The sequence below is a fragment of the Dyadobacter psychrophilus genome (assembly GCF_900167945.1).
Classification (GTDB): Bacteria; Bacteroidota; Bacteroidia; order Cytophagales; family Spirosomataceae; genus Dyadobacter; species Dyadobacter psychrophilus.
This window is the reverse complement of sequence record NZ_FUZA01000005.1, coordinates 363,456-380,740: the sequence shown is the minus strand read 5'-3', so window position 1 is coordinate 380,740 and position 17,285 is coordinate 363,456. Positions and strand designations below refer to the sequence as shown.

At 45.6% G+C, this 17,285-nt stretch carries 15 protein-coding genes; 10 read left to right on the top strand and 5 right to left on the bottom strand.

Features of this window, described 5'->3' with window-relative positions:
• The first annotated feature begins 18 nt into the window (after nt 1-18).
• The 3 genes from B5X68_RS28970 (at nt 19) to B5X68_RS19560 (ending at nt 1,641) form a co-directional block, all read left to right on the top strand.
• Nucleotides 19-168, top strand: coding sequence for a hypothetical protein (locus tag B5X68_RS28970; RefSeq protein WP_212568022.1), 150 nt, complete (start codon nt 19-21; stop codon nt 166-168).
• An 82-nt stretch (nt 169-250) separates the two neighbouring features.
• Nucleotides 251-973, top strand: a complete 723-nt coding sequence (locus B5X68_RS19565) for a DUF3891 family protein (protein ID WP_082216448.1) — start codon at nt 251-253, stop codon at nt 971-973.
• 95 nt (nt 974-1,068) lie between these two features.
• Nucleotides 1,069-1,641, top strand: coding sequence for a hypothetical protein (locus B5X68_RS19560; protein WP_082216447.1), 573 nt, complete (start codon nt 1,069-1,071; stop codon nt 1,639-1,641).
• Here the strand turns inward: B5X68_RS19560 and treZ are convergent.
• Nucleotides 1,622-3,457, bottom strand: a complete 1,836-nt coding sequence (gene treZ, locus B5X68_RS19555) for a malto-oligosyltrehalose trehalohydrolase (RefSeq protein ID WP_082216446.1) — start codon at nt 3,455-3,457, stop codon at nt 1,622-1,624. The two genes, B5X68_RS19560 and treZ, sit on opposite strands and share 20 nt — an antisense overlap.
• A complete protein-coding gene (glgX, locus tag B5X68_RS19550; protein WP_082216445.1) occupies nt 3,454-5,634 on the bottom strand; it encodes a glycogen debranching protein GlgX in 2,181 nt (726 codons plus the stop codon). Before glgX ends, treZ begins: the two co-directional genes overlap by 4 nt.
• A 194-nt stretch (nt 5,635-5,828) precedes the next feature.
• On the opposite strand from glgX, the gene B5X68_RS19545 reads away from it, so the two are divergent.
• From B5X68_RS19545 to B5X68_RS19515, 7 genes are all read left to right on the top strand, one after another.
• Nucleotides 5,829-6,077: a hypothetical protein gene (locus tag B5X68_RS19545; RefSeq protein ID WP_141110353.1), complete on the top strand. Its 249-nt coding sequence runs from the start codon at nt 5,829-5,831 to the stop codon at nt 6,075-6,077.
• Nucleotides 6,078-6,303: 226 nt separating this feature from the next.
• A complete protein-coding gene (locus B5X68_RS19540) occupies nt 6,304-7,899 on the top strand; it encodes a hybrid sensor histidine kinase/response regulator (RefSeq protein ID WP_082216443.1) in 1,596 nt (531 codons plus the stop codon).
• Nucleotides 7,900-7,911: 12 nt separating this feature from the next.
• The gene (locus B5X68_RS19535; protein ID WP_082216442.1) at nt 7,912-11,514 is read left to right on the top strand and encodes a response regulator; all 3,603 of its coding nucleotides are present in this window, start codon (nt 7,912-7,914) and stop codon (nt 11,512-11,514) included.
• A 43-nt stretch (nt 11,515-11,557) separates the two neighbouring features.
• A complete protein-coding gene (locus B5X68_RS19530) occupies nt 11,558-11,923 on the top strand; it encodes a response regulator (protein WP_082216558.1) in 366 nt (121 codons plus the stop codon).
• A 5-nt stretch (nt 11,924-11,928) separates the two neighbouring features.
• Nucleotides 11,929-12,738 carry a CheR family methyltransferase gene (locus B5X68_RS19525; protein ID WP_082216441.1) on the top strand — a complete coding sequence of 270 codons (810 nt, stop codon included), beginning with the start codon at nt 11,929-11,931 and terminating at the stop codon, nt 12,736-12,738.
• A complete protein-coding gene (locus tag B5X68_RS19520) occupies nt 12,720-13,301 on the top strand; it encodes a chemotaxis protein CheB (RefSeq protein ID WP_082216440.1) in 582 nt (193 codons plus the stop codon). Before B5X68_RS19525 ends, B5X68_RS19520 begins: the two co-directional genes overlap by 19 nt.
• 137 nt (nt 13,302-13,438) lie before the next feature.
• Complete coding sequence (locus B5X68_RS19515) at nt 13,439-13,822, top strand: DUF983 domain-containing protein (protein WP_082216439.1); 384 nt, start codon at nt 13,439-13,441, stop codon at nt 13,820-13,822.
• Here the strand turns inward: B5X68_RS19515 and B5X68_RS19510 are convergent.
• From B5X68_RS19510 to B5X68_RS19500, 3 genes are read right to left on the bottom strand one after another with little or no spacing between them, the layout of a single operon-like run.
• Complete coding sequence (locus tag B5X68_RS19510; protein WP_082216438.1) at nt 13,819-14,703, bottom strand: helix-turn-helix domain-containing protein; 885 nt, start codon at nt 14,701-14,703, stop codon at nt 13,819-13,821. The two genes, B5X68_RS19515 and B5X68_RS19510, sit on opposite strands and share 4 nt — an antisense overlap.
• The gene (locus B5X68_RS19505) at nt 14,678-15,973 is read right to left on the bottom strand and encodes an amine oxidase (protein ID WP_229208493.1); all 1,296 of its coding nucleotides are present in this window, start codon (nt 15,971-15,973) and stop codon (nt 14,678-14,680) included. The genes B5X68_RS19510 and B5X68_RS19505 overlap by 26 nt, the downstream gene beginning before the upstream one ends.
• Nucleotides 15,970-17,262: a glycosyltransferase family 1 protein gene (locus tag B5X68_RS19500; protein WP_229208492.1), complete on the bottom strand. Its 1,293-nt coding sequence runs from the start codon at nt 17,260-17,262 to the stop codon at nt 15,970-15,972. The genes B5X68_RS19505 and B5X68_RS19500 overlap by 4 nt, the downstream gene beginning before the upstream one ends.
• Between the last annotated feature and the right edge of the window lie 23 nt (nt 17,263-17,285).

Here is a 17,285-nt window from a genome sequence, read left to right as displayed (position 1 = left end):
TCACAAAATTCGGGATCAATGCAACAGTCACAATCCCGTAACAGGCCTGAGAACAAAGACGATATCGACAGCAGGCATAAGGAAGAGGAAATGGTGAAGGGAAACCACATTACAAATAACCAGAAAGAGCACCGTAGTGCTGGAAAACAGCAGAAACAACAGCAATAGCAGTCGTTTAACGGCAGTTTTTCAGAATGCAGGCCAGGAACAGTTTCCTGGCCTTTTTTGCACATCAATATATAGGATAAATATGATCGTTAATTATCAGGAAGACGGCTGGCAAATCATCTCGCAACGCGCACACGGACTACTTTCCGGTCAGATATGCTTTCACTGGAAACATGACTTCCGGCCCGAACGCTGGCTGGAAACGATCATTGCAACTACTGAACACGACGACGCATTCAACGAATTTTTCAATGATGACATTTTGCTGAACGAGAACGGCGGACCGGTCAACTTCAAGATGCGGAAGTTTGATGAAGATAAATGTGAAGAACTCCTCCAACTCGCGCTTTCCAAAAGCCGTTACATTGCCCTGCTAACCTCACAGCACATTCAATTTTTGTATCAAAAGGAGACTGACAAGAAAATTGTTGCGTATTGTAAAAAGCTGGAAAAATGGGACGAAAAATGGCGTAAAGAAGCTGGTTTCGATGAAAAAGAAATCAGAACAGCTTACCAGATCCTTGAATGGTGTGATGCTTTTTCATTGCTGATATGCCAGGATCTGGTTCCTCCCGAAGGCCGGAAAATTGAAATAAGCCGAGGACCAGACGACCGTAATTATGAGCTTTGGTCATCAGCGGAAGGTGTGTTAAGCGTTACACCGTGGCCGTTTGATGTGGGCAGTTTTAAGATTTATTTTGAATCTAAAACCATGAAACAGCTAAGGTTTGACAATGTTACCGAGTTCAGGGAAAAACTGAAAGATGCCCCGGTAACGCTGCATTCCTATTTAATTTCCAAATAATGATTGCACATTGCGTACATTATTCAATTTTAAAGGCAGAGTTTCGTTCATAAGCTGGTCAGCGTCTGAATTTCGCAGCAACGAAGCATATCTATATGAAAAAAGCGCTCTTTTGTGCACTTCTGATTATTACAACCGTTTCCTGTGATTGGATCGGAAACACACCCAGTTTTGGTGATGATTTTATTACTTACACCATCAAAGCCGGACAACACGAAGTAGAGAAAAATGTAAATACACCATTCACAGCCAGTTCATTGCGGTTTCAGGTGGTTTTTGACAGTTCATGCATTTACAAAACGGCCATTCCCGAGAACCAGTTTGACATTAATAAGCTCTACGGATTCTCTGATTGCAGTTCCCAACACCAAAACAACAGCGCCAGGTTCGGATGGAACTGGTACGAAGGAGCTATCCATATTTTCGCATATACCTATGCGAATGGCGTGCGCGAGGCAAAGGAGCTGGGCACCGCGGAACTAAACGAAACCAGCAGTTTCAAAATTAGCTTGGATGATAAGTCCTACGTATTTTCTTACCATGGCGTTGACACGAAAATGCCCCGCCACTGTTCAGGCGGCGTGGGCATCGCTTATAAATTGCTTCCGTATTTCGGGGGCGACGAAGTGGCCCCGCATGAAATGAAGATTAAAATACGGAATTTGTAAAGACCGCGAAGCTCTCCGGCGGTAACATTACCAGCCTGTCGGCAGGAGGATCGGTAACATTTCCCAGTCCGTTCCACTGATCGTCCGATGACGCAATGAGTTTTTTCCAATCGCCTGTCTGCTCCGGTAACCAGGCTTCACGAACGGACTTTGAAAAATTCAGGACTGCTATAATTTCCTGCTCAGAAGTCCAGCGGCGGATGGAAATGGTTTCGTTTACAACATTTGGCTCAACTTCTATTGCATTTCTATCCATACTACTTAATGCAGGCTGATTTTTCCTGAGTTGAATCAGCTTTTTATAGAACTGAAACATGGTTTGGTGCGGCTCTTGTGCGAGCAAAGACCATTGCAACTTGGAACTGTTGAAAGTCTCAGCCGACATCGGGTCCGGAGCCTCCCCTTCCAGATGAAACGCTGCAAACTCTCGCTTCCTGCCTTTTCTTACCGCTTCTGCCAGTTCGGGATCCGTATGGCTGACGAAATACATAAACGGATTACTTTCGCTGTATTCCTCCCCCATAAATAGCATTGGCAAATAAGGGCTCAGAAAAACCGCCCCTGCTAGTAGTTTTTGCATTTCAAACGAAACAAGCTGGCTCGTCCGTTCGCCCAGCATCCGGTTGCCGATATGATCATGATTTTGGGAAAAAACAACAAATTGCTCTCCGGGATGGCCGTCCGCCTTTACACCAAATTTCCGTTTGCGATGCTCAGAAAACGCTCCATCATATACGTAAGCGTCTTTATATGACTTTGCCAACGATGCTATCGGCTCAAAATCAGAGTAGTAACCGCTTCGCTGCTGGCCGGAGGAGACGCGCAAGGCATGGTGAAATTCATCCACCCACTGACCGTCCATCCCATAACCACCCTTTGAAACAGGATTAATAAATCGCGTATCATTCAGGTCCATTTCAACAATCAGGTAATGTGATTTGCCGGTCTGCTCGGCCAATTCATCCACACGCGTTTTCATTTCCTGCAATATATGGATTGGGCTCATGTCCTTAATCGCATGCACAGCGTCCATCCTCAGCGCGTCTATATGAAAATCGCGGAACCACATCAGCACATTCTCAATAAAATATTCGCGTACGCCATCACACCAGGCAGCATCAAAATTGATTGCGTCACCCCAGGGTGTGTTATATTTGTCTGTAAAATAAGGACCGTATTGAGGTAAAACATTTCCCTCGGGGCCAATGTGATTATAAACAACATCCAAAATTACGGCCAGTCCTTTTTCATGGCAGGCATTCACAAGATGCTGTAAAGCTTCCGGGCCGCCGTAAGAATCTTGCACACAATATGGAAGCACACCGTCGTAACCCCAGTTACGAGGGCCAGCAAACTGAGAAACCGGCATGATTTCAATGGCATTGATCCCAAGTTCAACCAGATAATCGAGCTTGCTTTCCATGGCGGCAAATGTGCCCTCTTCTGTGAAAGTGCCCGTATGCAATTCGTAGATAATATAATCTTTCAATGCGACCTGGGGCAAATCCTTATCCGTCCACACAAAACTTTTAAGATCGTAAGCGGCAGACGGGCCATGAACGCCCTGTGGTTGCCATAGGGATGCCGGGTCGGGCAAAGGTTTGTCATGAACAACAAACTGGTAAATGTCGCCCGGTTGAAGCGCCTCTGTTCGCAACGACCAGTAGCCGAATTCCTGTTTTTTCAATGGTAGTTTTACCTGTGATTCAATTATCAGCAACGCGACCTCATCTAGCTCGGGCGCCCACACGACCACATTTGCTTCCCCGAATTCGTTGAATCTTACTCCCGGGAGCAGCTTTTCGTTATCAATCATATTTTTTGTTGTTCCAATGCATGTTTAAATACGACTATTGACCGGCTGTCGACTGTGACCAGTTCATCAGGCCCGAGGATCTGGCCGTCGTCGGTTATACAATTTGCGCTCGTATCAATCACTTTACGCCATTCCGTGCCGTACTTTTTGGGAGGAAGCGTGTATTCAACGGGCTCATAATGAGCATTAAAAATCATGTAAAAGCTATCATCGTAAATCGGCTCCCCTTTTTTGTTCACGTGCCTTATCCCTTTACCATTGAGAAATACCGCCAATGATTTGGCATAATCGTGATTCCAGTTTTCTTCCGGCATTTCGCTTCCATCCGGCAGGAACCAGGCAATGTCTTCAAGTCCTTTGCCCTTAATCGGTAACCCGCGGAACCAGTCCCTTCTTCGGAATGATCGGTGCGCCTTGCTGAAAGCGATCAGCTTCTGGCTGAATGTCAATAATTCCGTGTCTACTTTACTCCAATCGAGCCATGATATCTCGTTATCCTGGCAGTATGCGTTATTATTTCCCCCTTGCGTTCTCCCCCATTCATCGCCCGCAACGAGCATAGGCACACCTTGCGACAGGAACAGCGTTGTAAGGAAATTTCGTTTCTGCTTGTTCCTGATCTCTATCACTTCCGGATTATCCGACGGCCCCTCCGCACCGCAATTCCAGGAACGATTGTGGTCCTCACCATCATTGTTATCCTCCCCATTTGCGTAATTACGTTTATTATTATACGACACCAGGTCATTCAATGTAAAACCGTCGTGGGCGGTGATGAAATTAATGCTTGCCGTTGGTCTGCGATACTCTCCTTTGTAAAGGTCGGAACTGCCGGTGAAGCGCTCCGCAAATTCTGCGAGCATACTGTCCGCACCCCGCCAGTAATCACGCATACAATCGCGGTAACGGCCATTCCATTCCGCCCAGCCAATCGGAAATTTCCCAACCTGATAACCATCATAACCAATGTCCCAGGGCTCCGCGATCAGCTTTACCTGAGAAATAATCGGGTCCTGGTGAATAATATCAAAGAATGCGCTTAACCTGTCTACTTCATGCAATTCCCGGGCTAATGTGGAGGCGAGGTCAAACCGGAAGCCGTCCACATGCATCTCCGTAATCCAATAGCGCAAACTGTCCATGATCAGTCGCAGCACGCTCGGCAGCCTGGCGTTTAATGTATTGCCTGTTCCCGTGTAATCCATGTAATATCGCCCGTCCATTAACCGGTAATATGACATGTTATCAATTCCCCTGAAAGACAATGTTGGCCCCATTTGGTTTCCCTCACCTGTATGATTGTAAACCACGTCCAGGATCACCTCGATGCCAGCCCTGTGCAGCTCCTTGACCATGTTTTTGAATTCAACCACCTGCTGGCCCTCCGTTCCTGAACTGCTGTAACGCACATCCGGAGCGAAAAAGCCGATCGAATTATATCCCCAATAATTAGTCAGTTCTCGCTCTTTTAAATGCCGGTCAGAAATGAAATGGTGAACGGGCATAAGCTCAACTGCATTTACTCCAAGATCTTTAAGATACCTGATCGTTGCGGGATGGCCCATAGCCGCGTAAGTTCCACGAATCTCCTCAGGAATCTCCTCATTCAAATAGGTGAATCCTTTGACATGCGTTTCGTAAATAATGGTGTCATGATAAGGAATTTCCGGAGGCTGCACGCCTTCCCAATCGAAATGAGAGTCAGTAACAACTGATTTGGGAATGTATGGAGCGCTGTCAAGCTCGCTGAAACTCAGGTCTTCGTTTTCGTCACCGATAACGTAGCCAAAAAGTGCATCGTGCCATTGGATCGTACCTGAAATGGATTTGGCATAAGGGTCAATCAAAACCTTATTGGGATTAAAACGGAACCCATAAGCCGGCTCATAAGGGCCGTGTACGCGATATCCATACAGTTGTCCGGGCTTCAATCCGGGCACATACACGTGCCACACATGATGTGAAGCTTCCTTAATCTCGATCTTGATATGCTCACGCTGGCTTTCCTGACTTTCGAAAAGGCACAATTCCACGCCCGTAGCATTCTCCGAATATAAAGCAAAATTGACACCCTCCCCATCCCACGTCGCGCCTAGTGGATAGGGTTCGCCAGGATAAACTATGATTTTACTATGCTCTGATTCCTTAACAACTTTATTGTTGGATACTTTTTTCATCTTTGAACGATTTTTCGTTATTAATTCCCGCGTTGGTCAACATAGGTTTTCCTGTTTGAACCAAACTTTACACATCATCATCGCTGGAATCCTTATTTGAGAACACACTTTGCTATAAAATTATGCCAGGACGGCAGTCGCCGTTCGGGAAAAAATTCCACAGGAAGCTTCAAATGGAGCATAACAATGATATTATGGATAATAACAAGCTGCCGGAAATGCTGGCATTTCTGCAAAAAGTAAGTGAGATGAATGAAGACACGGTCTACGATTCTTCGGACGAATACCTGGTAAATGCAATTATTGATCTCGTAAAAGAACAGGGGCACACCTCTATCGCAGAGGAGTTTGATACGCCATTTCTTCATTCAATGATCACAATCCAAAAGTGGGCGGAAGAACTCAAAGTCATAGTTATTGAAAATTTTAGTGACAAAAAATAGAAGCATCAATAAAAAGTGCAAAATTTCGCCTTTTTGGGTACGATTTTTGTAATCAAATGGAAGAATTAATGTTTATTTAACCTGGACATTGAACTTGTTTTTGTCATGACAGCTTAACTAATTGGCTTACAGCGTATACACATACAGGTTTAATTCTAATTGGATGAGAATCACTTCACAGCTGACATTAAACAAGGATTTGCGTGGATAATTTTTTACCCATATTATGATTCTGATTGTCGACGACAGGCCTGAGAATATACTTCCTTTAAAAAAAATCCTGGAACTGCACGATTTCAAAACGGATAGTGCCGAGTCAGGAGAAGAGGCATTGAAAAAAATCCTGAGAAACAGCTATTCTGTTATCATTATGGATGTGCAAATGCCTGGTATGGACGGATTTGAAGTTGCCGAGGCCATTTCTGGCTTTGGTAAAGCAAAGGACACGCCCATTATTTTCCTCTCTGCTGTTAATAAAGAAAAACGGTTTATTACGAAAGGTTACTCCTCAGGAGGCATTGATTACCTCACCAAGCCGGTTGACCCGGATATTTTACTACTCAAAGTCAAGACATTCAACAAGCTGTTTGAGCAGCAGCAGGAGTTAAAAGCGATTCAGCATTCTCTTCAATATGAAATAGATATCAGAAAAAAGGCACAGGAGGAACTGGCTGGCCGCATGCAGGAATTGCGGTTTATCCTCGAATCCCTTCCTCAGATCGCCTTCACAATCGGCACCGATGGAAAAATTGAATTTGTGAATGAACATTGGTTTCAGCTTTCCGAAGACGCCAACGTTTTCCCTGAATCTCATCCTGAGGACGACCTGTATAACAATTGGGAAAAACATTTTAAAGACGGACTGGAATTCACAAGTGAGGCCCGGTTAAAGCATCTTGATACGCAGGAATACAAATATTTCCTGGTGAAAATCATCCCGATCCTGCAAAATGGCTCGACTATCCGCTGGGTAGGAACATTTACCGACATTCACCAGCAAAAAATGGCCAACGAGCTGCTGGAACATAAGGTGGAGCTCCGAACGAGAGAACTCCTGGATAAGAATTCGGAGCTGGAAACAACCAATCACGAATTGCAGCAGTTTGCCTGGGTTGTTTCTCATGATTTAAAAGAGCCGCTGCGCAAAATACAGACGTTCAGTCATTTGATTAAAGACAAATATCTGAATGAAAACCCCGAGGCAATTTCTTATCTCAACAGGTCGATCAGCTCCTCAGCGAGAATGTCCCGCCTGATCAGCGACCTGCTCGATTATTCCAGACTTTCGGTGAAGGCACATTTCCAGCCCACCGACCTGAATTTACTGCTGGATGATCTTTTAGCCGATTTTGACGAGATTATACTGAGCAAAAAAGCAGTTGTCAAGCTCGATAAACTGCCCATTATAGCCACCATTCCAAGCCAGATCCGGCAGGTCTTCCAGAACCTGATCAGTAATGCACTCAAATTTTCCAAAGAAGGAATGCCACCTGTCATTACCATTTCTTCAACCATCATTGCAGAAAAATTTGTGGACGCGGAGGTTAATGAAGACGGGCATTTTTGCAGGATTGTAATTGAGGACAACGGCATTGGCTTCGACGAGAAATTCCTGGACCGGATATTCGTCATCTTCCAGCGACTCAATAACCTGAACTCCTATGAGGGCACGGGGATCGGGCTGGCGATCGCAAAAAAAATTATGGACAAACATAACGGGATCATTTCAGCCAGAAGTGCCGAAAATCGCGGAGCGCAATTTATTCTTATCCTGCCCCTCGTCCAGGAGCAGGTTCTAACCGAAATCAAAACTGAAAATTAGTAGCAAGGCACGATGAGAAAAACCTCTAACTCTATCATTCAGCAATTACAGATTGTATTTTCCTTTTCCATACTGCTGCTGATATTCAGCCTTTTGGCCTCTTATTACAGCACACAGAAATTAATCAATAACTCCGAGCTCGTTAACCATACCAACCAGGTCCTCATTGAAGCTGAAAGCATTATCTCCTATGTGAAGGATGCAGAAACAGGCCAACGCGGCTATCTGATCACGGGCGAGCAAACTTTTCTGGATCCCTACGCCGATGCATACGCAAAGACCACGGACAGTTATAGCAACCTCAGCGCACTGACTGCCGACAATCCGGTCCAGCAAAAAAACTTACGTGAGGTGAAGGCATTGTACGAGGCGAAATTCGGGCAAATGCAAAGTATTATAGATCAGACACGCAGAAACCAGGCTTTTGCGGATGACCAGAATGGCAGGCTTCGTGAGATGATCCGGGGAAAAAAGATCATGGACGATCTCAGGCTGATTGTGGAGCGGATCAAATCAGAAGAAAACAAAATCCTGGAAGACCGTATTGAACAGCAGCAGATATACATTCGCTACACGCCTATCCTGCTTGTCATTGCCGCATTAATCTCCATACTGATCACCGTGTTTGCCTATATGCGCATCAAAAACGACATGGACAAAAGGCTTGCCGCACAGCTGCTTGAAGAACAGAAATACAAGGAAACGGAACGCAGGATCAACCGCATCGAGCAGATTACCAGACAAGTTTCGGATGGTAATTATACGGTAAGGTCGCAAGACGAAAGCGATGACGATCTGGGCCGGATTTCTTTGGCCCTCAACACCATGACGGCTTCGCTGGAACAGACATTCAATGACCTTACCACCAAAAACTGGCTCCAAACCGGTGCTGTTGAAATCAGCGATGCCATTCGTGGAGAGCGGATTCTGAAAAAACTGGCGACAAATCTCATCAATACGATTACGCGTTATTCCAAAGCGCAGCTCGGGACTATTTACATCCAGGATAACGACTGGAATTTTAAGCTTGCAAGCAGTTACGCCGCGGAGCACGCTCCCGACAGTATCACACCAGGCACTGGCCTGGCGGGACAGGTAATTGAAAGCAAAAAGTCATCGATCGTGTACGATGTGCCCGAGAACTATATCAAAGTAACATCGTCGCTCGGGGAGACAAAGCCTGTTACGCTTGCCATTTTACCGCTTATATATGCTTACGAATGCATTGGTGTCATTGAACTCGGCTTCCTGAACAAACCTGATAAAAATGATATATTGTTTTTAGAAAGCAACCTGGAAGCGATCGCGACGGGTATCAATTCGGCATTGGACTATTTGAAACTGCAAAACTTCCTGGAAGAAACCCAGGCACAGTCCGAGGAGTTGCAAACACAGCATAACGAGCTCGAAAACCTAAATGCCGAGTTGGAAGCGCAATCTCAAAAATTGCAGGCTTCCGAAGAAGAGCTTCGCGTACAGCAGGAAGAGTTGCAGCAAACCAATGAAGAACTGGAAGAAAGGAGCGGTTTGCTGGAAGAAAAGAACATTGAAATCCAGAAAAAGGCAGAAGAACTTGAACTGACAACACGCTATAAGTCTGAATTCCTCGCTAATATGTCGCACGAGTTGCGGACGCCGCTGAACTCGATCTTGTTGCTGAGCCGGTTATTAGCTGAAAATGATGAGAAAAATCTGAGTGGCGAGCAAGTCGAGTATGCCACGGTGATCCAATCGTCGGGCAACGGGCTGCTTGGGCTGATCGATGAGATCCTGGATCTGTCTAAGATTGAAGCCGGAAAAATGGAGCTCGACTATGTAAGCGTTTCCGTGAAAGAAATAGTTGAAGACCTGAAAGGCCTGTTTAGTCCGGTAGCAAGGGAAAAAGGGCTTGATTTCAAGGTTAATATTGAAAACAGCGCTCCGCTCGTGATCGAAACGGATAAAATGCGTTTGGAACAAATATTAAAAAACCTCATCTCCAATGCGTTGAAATTCACGTCACAAGGCTCGGTCCAGATTGACATTAAACGCAAGCCGGGCATGGAGAACATGATCAGCTTTGCCGTCAGCGATACGGGCATAGGCGTGGCACCTGAAAAGCAGCAGCATATTTTTGAAGCGTTCCAGCAGGCCGACGGATCAACCAAGCGAAAATATGGCGGGACTGGATTGGGATTGTCCATCAGCCGCGAACTTGTCAAATTACTCGGGGGCGAAATTTCATTAACCAGCAAACTGAATGAGGGCAGCGTGTTCACCCTTTGCATTCCGATTGCGAAAGCATATAGCGCGCAGAGCGACGAGCAGCAGAACTATTTCGTGAGCCACAATGAAGAATCGCTGAAAACGAAACCCGACGGAACCGACAAGCGCTTCATCAGCACGGTGATCCCTCCAAGTGTCGATGACGACCGCGACAACATTACAAGCTCGGACAAGACAATCCTGATCATTGAAGACGATACGACGTTCGCAAAATCATTGCTCGATTACACCCGTAAACAAGGTTACAAAGGCATTGTAGCGGTAAGGGGCGACGAGGGGCTTGAACTTGCGCAAACATTTATGCCCATGGGTATATTGCTGGACATTCAGCTTCCCATTATCAGCGGCTGGGATGTGATGGACGAGTTGAAATCGCGGGCTGAGACAAGGCACATTCCAGTACACATCATGTCGTCACACCGCATGAAAAATGAAAGTTTGCTCAAAGGTGCGGTCGACTTTATTGATAAGCCTGTTGCATTTGAGAAAATGGAAGAGATTTTCAAAAAGATCGAATTCGTGGTAAACAGGCAGAGCAAAAAAGTGCTCATTGTAGAAGATAATTCAATGCACGCAAAAGCACTCGCCTACTTTTTGTCCTCTTTCAACATCAATTCCCAACTCAAAAGCGACATTAGCGAAGGCCTGGAAACTTTGCAGAACAATGAAGTCGACTGCGTGATCCTGGACATGGGCATTCCAGACAAAAAAGCTTATGAAATGCTGGAAATGGCTAAAATGAACCCTGGATTTGAGCATATCCCCATTATTGTGTTCACCGGAAAAAGCCTTTCCATGACCGAAGAATTGCGGATCAAACAATACGCAGATTCGATCATCGTCAAAACGGCCCACTCCTACCAGCGCATGCTGGACGAGGTTTCGCTGTTCCTGCATGTGGTTGAGGAAAATAAAAAGACGCCGCAAAAAAGCTCGGACAGACAAAAACTGGGTGGCCTGAGTGAAATTCTGAAGGGCAAAACGGTGCTGATCGCGGACGATGATGTGCGGAATATTTTTTCGCTTTCCAAATCCCTTGAGAACTTTAAAATGACCGTAGTAACTGCCCTCGACGGCAAAGAAGCGTTGCAGCGATTGGAAGAAAATCCGAATGTGGACGTGGTGTTGCTGGATATGATGATGCCACAGATGGACGGCTATGAAACCGCAAGGCGAATCAGGGAAAATCACAAATGGCGGAACCTGCCGGTTATCGCAGTGACCGCAAAAGCAATGACAGGCGACCGCGAAAAATGTATCAATGCAGGCGCCTCCGACTATATTACAAAACCTGTGGACATTGACCAGCTAATGTCACTGCTGCGTGTGTGGCTTTACGAGAAATCCTGAGTTTTACCAGCTTAATAATCCGCTCGCCGGAAATGACCTCTCTATGAATAAGAAAAAAGTGCTGATTATTGACGATGATGCACGTAACATTTTTGCCCTGAAAGCGACTTTAAAAGCAAAGTCATACGACTGTATTTCGTGCAGCGGCGCGCCTGAGGCATTGGATTTGCTAAGAACGGATGAAGCCGTTGACGCGATTCTGATCGATATGATGATGCCCGAAATGGATGGCTATGATGCCATTCCCCTGATCAAAAAAATAGATAGCAGGAAAAATACGCCGGTGTATGCAGTTACCGCGCAAGCCATGGTGGGCGACCGTGAAAAATGCCTGCGGGCGGGAGCGGACGACTACATTTCGAAGCCCATCGATGTCGAAAAATTGTTGCAGCTTTTAAAAGACATATAGAAAAGATGATTGAGGACGAGGATGTTGAATTGCTGCTAACTGACTTGCTGGACATTTATGGGTACGACTTTACCAGCTATTCCAAAGCGTCCCTTAAAAGGCGCATTGTCCGTCTTGTTTCCATCGATAAATTCCCAAGTTTTGCGGAATTCCGGTATAAGGTCAGGACAGATGAAAGTTATCTGAAAAGGTTTGTTGAGGAAATCACTGTAAATGTTACAGAGATGTTTCGCGACCCTTCCTTTTATAAGTCTTTGCGGGACGATATACTGCCTGTGTTGGGCACAAAGCCGTTTATAAGGATCTGGCATGCAGGCTGCTCCACGGGTGAGGAAGTGTTTTCCATGGCTATTTTATTGAAAGAAGCCGGCTTACTTCGAAAATCACTGCTATATGCCACAGATCTCAATCCAAGTGTCCTCGAAAAAGTAAGGAAAGGCATTTTTCCGTTGCAGCAAATGAAGCAATATTCCGAAAGCTACATTGAATCAGGCGGGCTGAAAGACTTTTCTGAATATTATACAGCCAATTACGGGCAGGCGAAGTTCAACAAAGAGCTTTCGGAAAAGATCATTATTTCAACCCATAACCTGGTTTCTGACAGTTCATTCAATGAATTTGACCTCATTTTGTGCAGAAATGTGCTTATTTATTTTGATAAAGACTTGCAGGACAGGGTTTTGAAACTTTTTGACGCCAGCTTGGGAACGCTTGGATACCTGGCATTGGGCACAAAGGAAACGCTTAAATTTTCGGTGATACAGAACAAGTTCAAGCAGCTTAACCGGGAGAAAATATGGAAGAAAATCATGTAGCAAAGGCCGTAAAAGCGCTGATAATCGGCGGATCTGCGGGCAGCCTGCAGGTGCTTTTCAACCTGTTGCCTTTGTTGAAAAGCAACTTGCCATTTGCCATTATCATCGTGCTGCACCGCCGCCATTCCGCAGATTCCTCTCTTTCTGATTTACTGTCCACAAAAACAATGTCGCCTACCCGCGAGGTGGAGGATAAGGATGTGATCCGGGCGGGACACATTTATCTGGCACCGGCAGATTATCATTTGCTGATAGAAAAGCAAGAAAGTTTCTCTCTAGACTATTCCGAAAAGATCAATTTCAGCCGCCCCAGCATTGATGTCACATTTGAGTCCGCAGCGGAAGTGTACGGACCTTCACTGGTGGCGCTACTGCTATCTGGAGCAAACGAAGACGGGACAAAAGGCCTGTCCCAGGTAAAGAAAGCTGGCGGCACGACCATTGTACAGAATCCGGATACTGCCCAGATGCCCTACATGCCGCATTATGCCATGATGCACACCGTAATTGACCACATTTTGGACGTTCCGCAGATGTCGCATTACATTAATAACCTGCGCTGACCGGCCGCTGAATTTTTACAGCAAAATCAAGCACGGTTTTTTAGTCAATCGTTGATCAGTGCCATAAAACATACCATCAGTCTTTCTTTCTGAGCTGATTTCTGGCGAAATTTGTGTCAATTCAAAACTTCGATGCCATGGCAAAGCCAAGTAAATTATATAGCGTTCTTTTTAATAAATGCCCCAGATGTGGTGTGGGTGATTTTTTCATTACAAAAAGCGCCTACAATCTGAAAAATTTCGATAAAATGAATAAGCGCTGTCCGCATTGCGGCGAGAATCTGGTCCCTGAACCGGGCTTCTACCAGGGCGCGTTGTACATGAGCTATTCATTTTATGTCGCCTTTATGGTGATCTATTTTTTGATCTTCGTAAACTTTTTCGAACCGTATCTGGATTATTTCTTAATGTCCATCATTCCGGTCCTTATCATTCTGACACCTTATTTTTATCGTTTGGCCCGTCGATCATGGCTTGCATTGTTCATCAAGCCACAGGACCAGGAGGCGGTAAAGCACTAAAGTTTAGCCGAATGGTTGGCAGATTTCGCCCGGAAAACTTCGGGCGTCATGCCTGTCTCCTTTTTAAAAAATCGGGTAAAATAAGAATTATCGTTAAAATTCAGCTTGTAAGCAATCTCGGACACTGTGAAATCCAGATTGATGAGCAATCTTTTCGCTTCCAGCACAATCCTGTTCCTGATCACTGCTCCCGCCTGCAAGCTCAAATGTTCCTTGCAAAGCGCATTAAGGTGATTGGGTGTAACGTGCAGTAAATCAGCATATTCCCCTGGCTGTTTAATCTTTGTAAAATTTTTTTCGATTAGCTTTTGAAAGTTCCTGATCAACGGGTTTTGCTGATGACGGGCATTTTGTTTTTTGTCCTGCGCATTGCTCTGTTCCAGAAGCAAGAAAATGTGCAAGAGTAAAACACGGATAATGTCTTCCCGAAATTTCGCGTTTCCAGCTTGCAATAGTAATTCTTCAAAAAGCCCGACAATGTTTGGCTGTATGTCTTTCCTTACGGCAACTACGTTATTGGAACTGTCTCCATCAAAAAAAGAAAAGGAGTCGAGATAGTCGGGTCTGAGCAGGAACGACTGGAAAAATGATTCTGAAAAATTGACAACATATCCCTTCATCTCACCCTCAAAATCCCAGGAATGCACTTGGCCCGGGATCATAAAATAGATCTGTGGCGGGTATACATTGAAATGGTTGAAGTCAATGGTATGGAACCCGCCACCTTCCGTAAAGAACACCAGATGGTAAAAGTTGTGCCGGTGCGGGAACACCAGGTTCTGATGTTCTTTCAAATAATCTTCAAACCGGCTGATCATGACATCGTCCTCCTTATATTCGGAAAGCGGGCCAATGTCAAGCCTGGGAAACGTCGTCTGCATGCGAAAATAGATCTGACATAATCTTGCCTGGCAATTTAGTAATATAGTCCAGCATTGACGTCCGATCTTTCCTTTTATATGCATACTGATTCTGTGCCGTAGCAAGAACCTGCTGCAAATTCGCCTGTCCGTACAACAATGCGTTTGCGGCCGGCTCATTCAACACGCGCCCACGCACAGGCGACAATGGATCCGCATCCCATATCCCCGAGTGGTGCCAGTTAGTGAGATCATCCCAGTCTGGCCTGTCGATCACGGGATAATAGCAAACGCCCCACAGCGGAATGCCTTCGCGCACCAGTTTGCAACTTTCCTCAGCCACCATCTTGATCCATATCGGCCTGTCTTCCAGCGGATGGCTCGTTTCGCTCAAAACCACCGGCACATCATAACGCATATGTGCTTCCAGTAATAGATCCGACAGGCTGCGCAACCTTGGATCGGGAACAGGATCATTCCAGCCCATGTAAAAATGTGATTCTGCAACCCACTGATTGTTATAATAGTAGTTAAATCCAAGCATATCCAGATACTCAGGCTTTCCACCCAGTTCCGGGCAGATCCTGCCGCATAACATATCCATCGCCTGATATTGCAGGTCATGTGCGGCTTTTGCATTCAATATCTCTTCCGTAGTAGCGCCAGTTTCGGGGACAATATTAATTAATGGTTCCGTTGTCAGGATCCTGATCCGCGGATCGTAGGCTTTGAGCGCCTGCACGCCCGCAATGTAGGCGCGCATGAGTGCATACTTCATTTCCCACCCGTTATTTTTACAATATGGAGCCGTTCCCGCTGCATCACCTGCCAACCACGAAATGAAACCAACCTCATTAATAGGCGTCACAATGAGCGGCATTTCCGGTGATAAATGATTGTAGAAAAAAGCAAAAGCCTTGCAAAGCGCCACAAAACGCTTCGTGAAATGGGGATGCAAAGGGTTGAGATCGGATGGATACCCAAAGTGACAAATATCCCAGATCTGCTGGATTTCAAATTTCCGGCCAGCCAACATCATGCGCTTCACAGCGCTGAAATCATAACGGTAAGGTTCATACTCAACCTGGCTCCACCGGATCCCCTCGCGTACCGTGGCAATGTTGAACTGCTTCAACATCCGGTAATCCTCTTCAATCAATTCCAGGTGACCGGTCGCATTCAGCAGATCGACGCGGTCACCGTGGAGATTAAGCTGGTCCGCGCACTCGAACCCGCCCATCCAAAAAGTCTTAAATGGATTGCTGACCATCTGGCTGTCGTGACGGCTCATTGTTCGCTCTGCAATTTGGAGACTGCGTGCGTTGGCATCGCCACAACTTTCCGGTTCCGGTATGCGGACGTCATATAGTCAGTCATATCAGCACACGTAAGGTCCCATGAATTGGTTAATAAAAATTTATCAACATTACCCAGCCATTCTTTTTTATCACTCATTTTAAGCCAATACGCGATCGCTTCGACAAAATCATTGCCATTTTTTCCAATCGAAACCAATTTGTTCTTTCCATAAGGATTGACCACGTCGCGGATGGGTGTGGAAACAACAGGTTTGCCCGCGCACAAATACTCAGGCGTCTTGGTAGGGCTGATAAAACGCGTGGATTCATTCAGCAGAAACGGAACCATAGCAACGTCCCATCCCGAAAGATAAGCCGGCAACTGCGCATAGGATTTCGATCCCAGATAATGAATGTTACTGCTTTGAGGCAATGTTTTCGGGTCAATCTTCACAACGGGCCCTATTAATACAATGTTCCAGTCCGGTCGCTTTACGGCAATTTCCCTGATCAGCTCAATGTCAAAGCGCTCATCGATTACGCCATAAAATCCAATTTTCGGCCCTTTGATGCCGGCCTGGTCTGCGGGCTCGGAATTTTGTTTTCTGGCCTGGCCAAAATGCTTTTTGTCAATACTGCTCGGAAACGGGTGAATGTTTGCGTGCAGATTTTTTTTAGACTCAAAAAGTGAATGCCCGCCTGTGAAAACAATGTCCGCTTTGTTCAGCAAATTCTTTTCCAGAGACTTCAACTTTTCCGGTGCAAATTTGAATGCCGACAATTCGTCCATACAATCGTACACAGTCAGTCCCGGCGAGAGATGCGATGAAAATTCAAGCGCCATAGGCGTGTAATACCAGAAAATAAACTCATCCAGTTTTTTATTTATAAAAAATACACGGATCAGCTCGCGCAGCTGGGCGTTGACCTCATTTTTTGTGAGGCCATCCGCCAAATGCGGCACACAAACCCAAAGATCAGGCAACCGCTGAGAAAATGTGAGATATGGAACGTCCGTTTTCCCGAAGATCGGCTCTTCTAGAAAATAAACCGCCGCAATATCCGAAAAGCGCGTTAACAAATGCTGCGGCCGTTGGTAAACAAAATCCCACCTTAGGTGAGAGAAACAAAGCAGGTTTTTCGGGAGCGAATCCGGCTCACCGCTTCCTGAAATGTTCAAACGCTGCAAATGATTTGTAGAAAAATCGTTGGAAATTGGTGTATCGATCATTACGTTAATATGAATGTTGATGAATGTGCGACCCGCTTTTTCCTTCCGCAATGTTTCAGCGCTCGAAACGGATC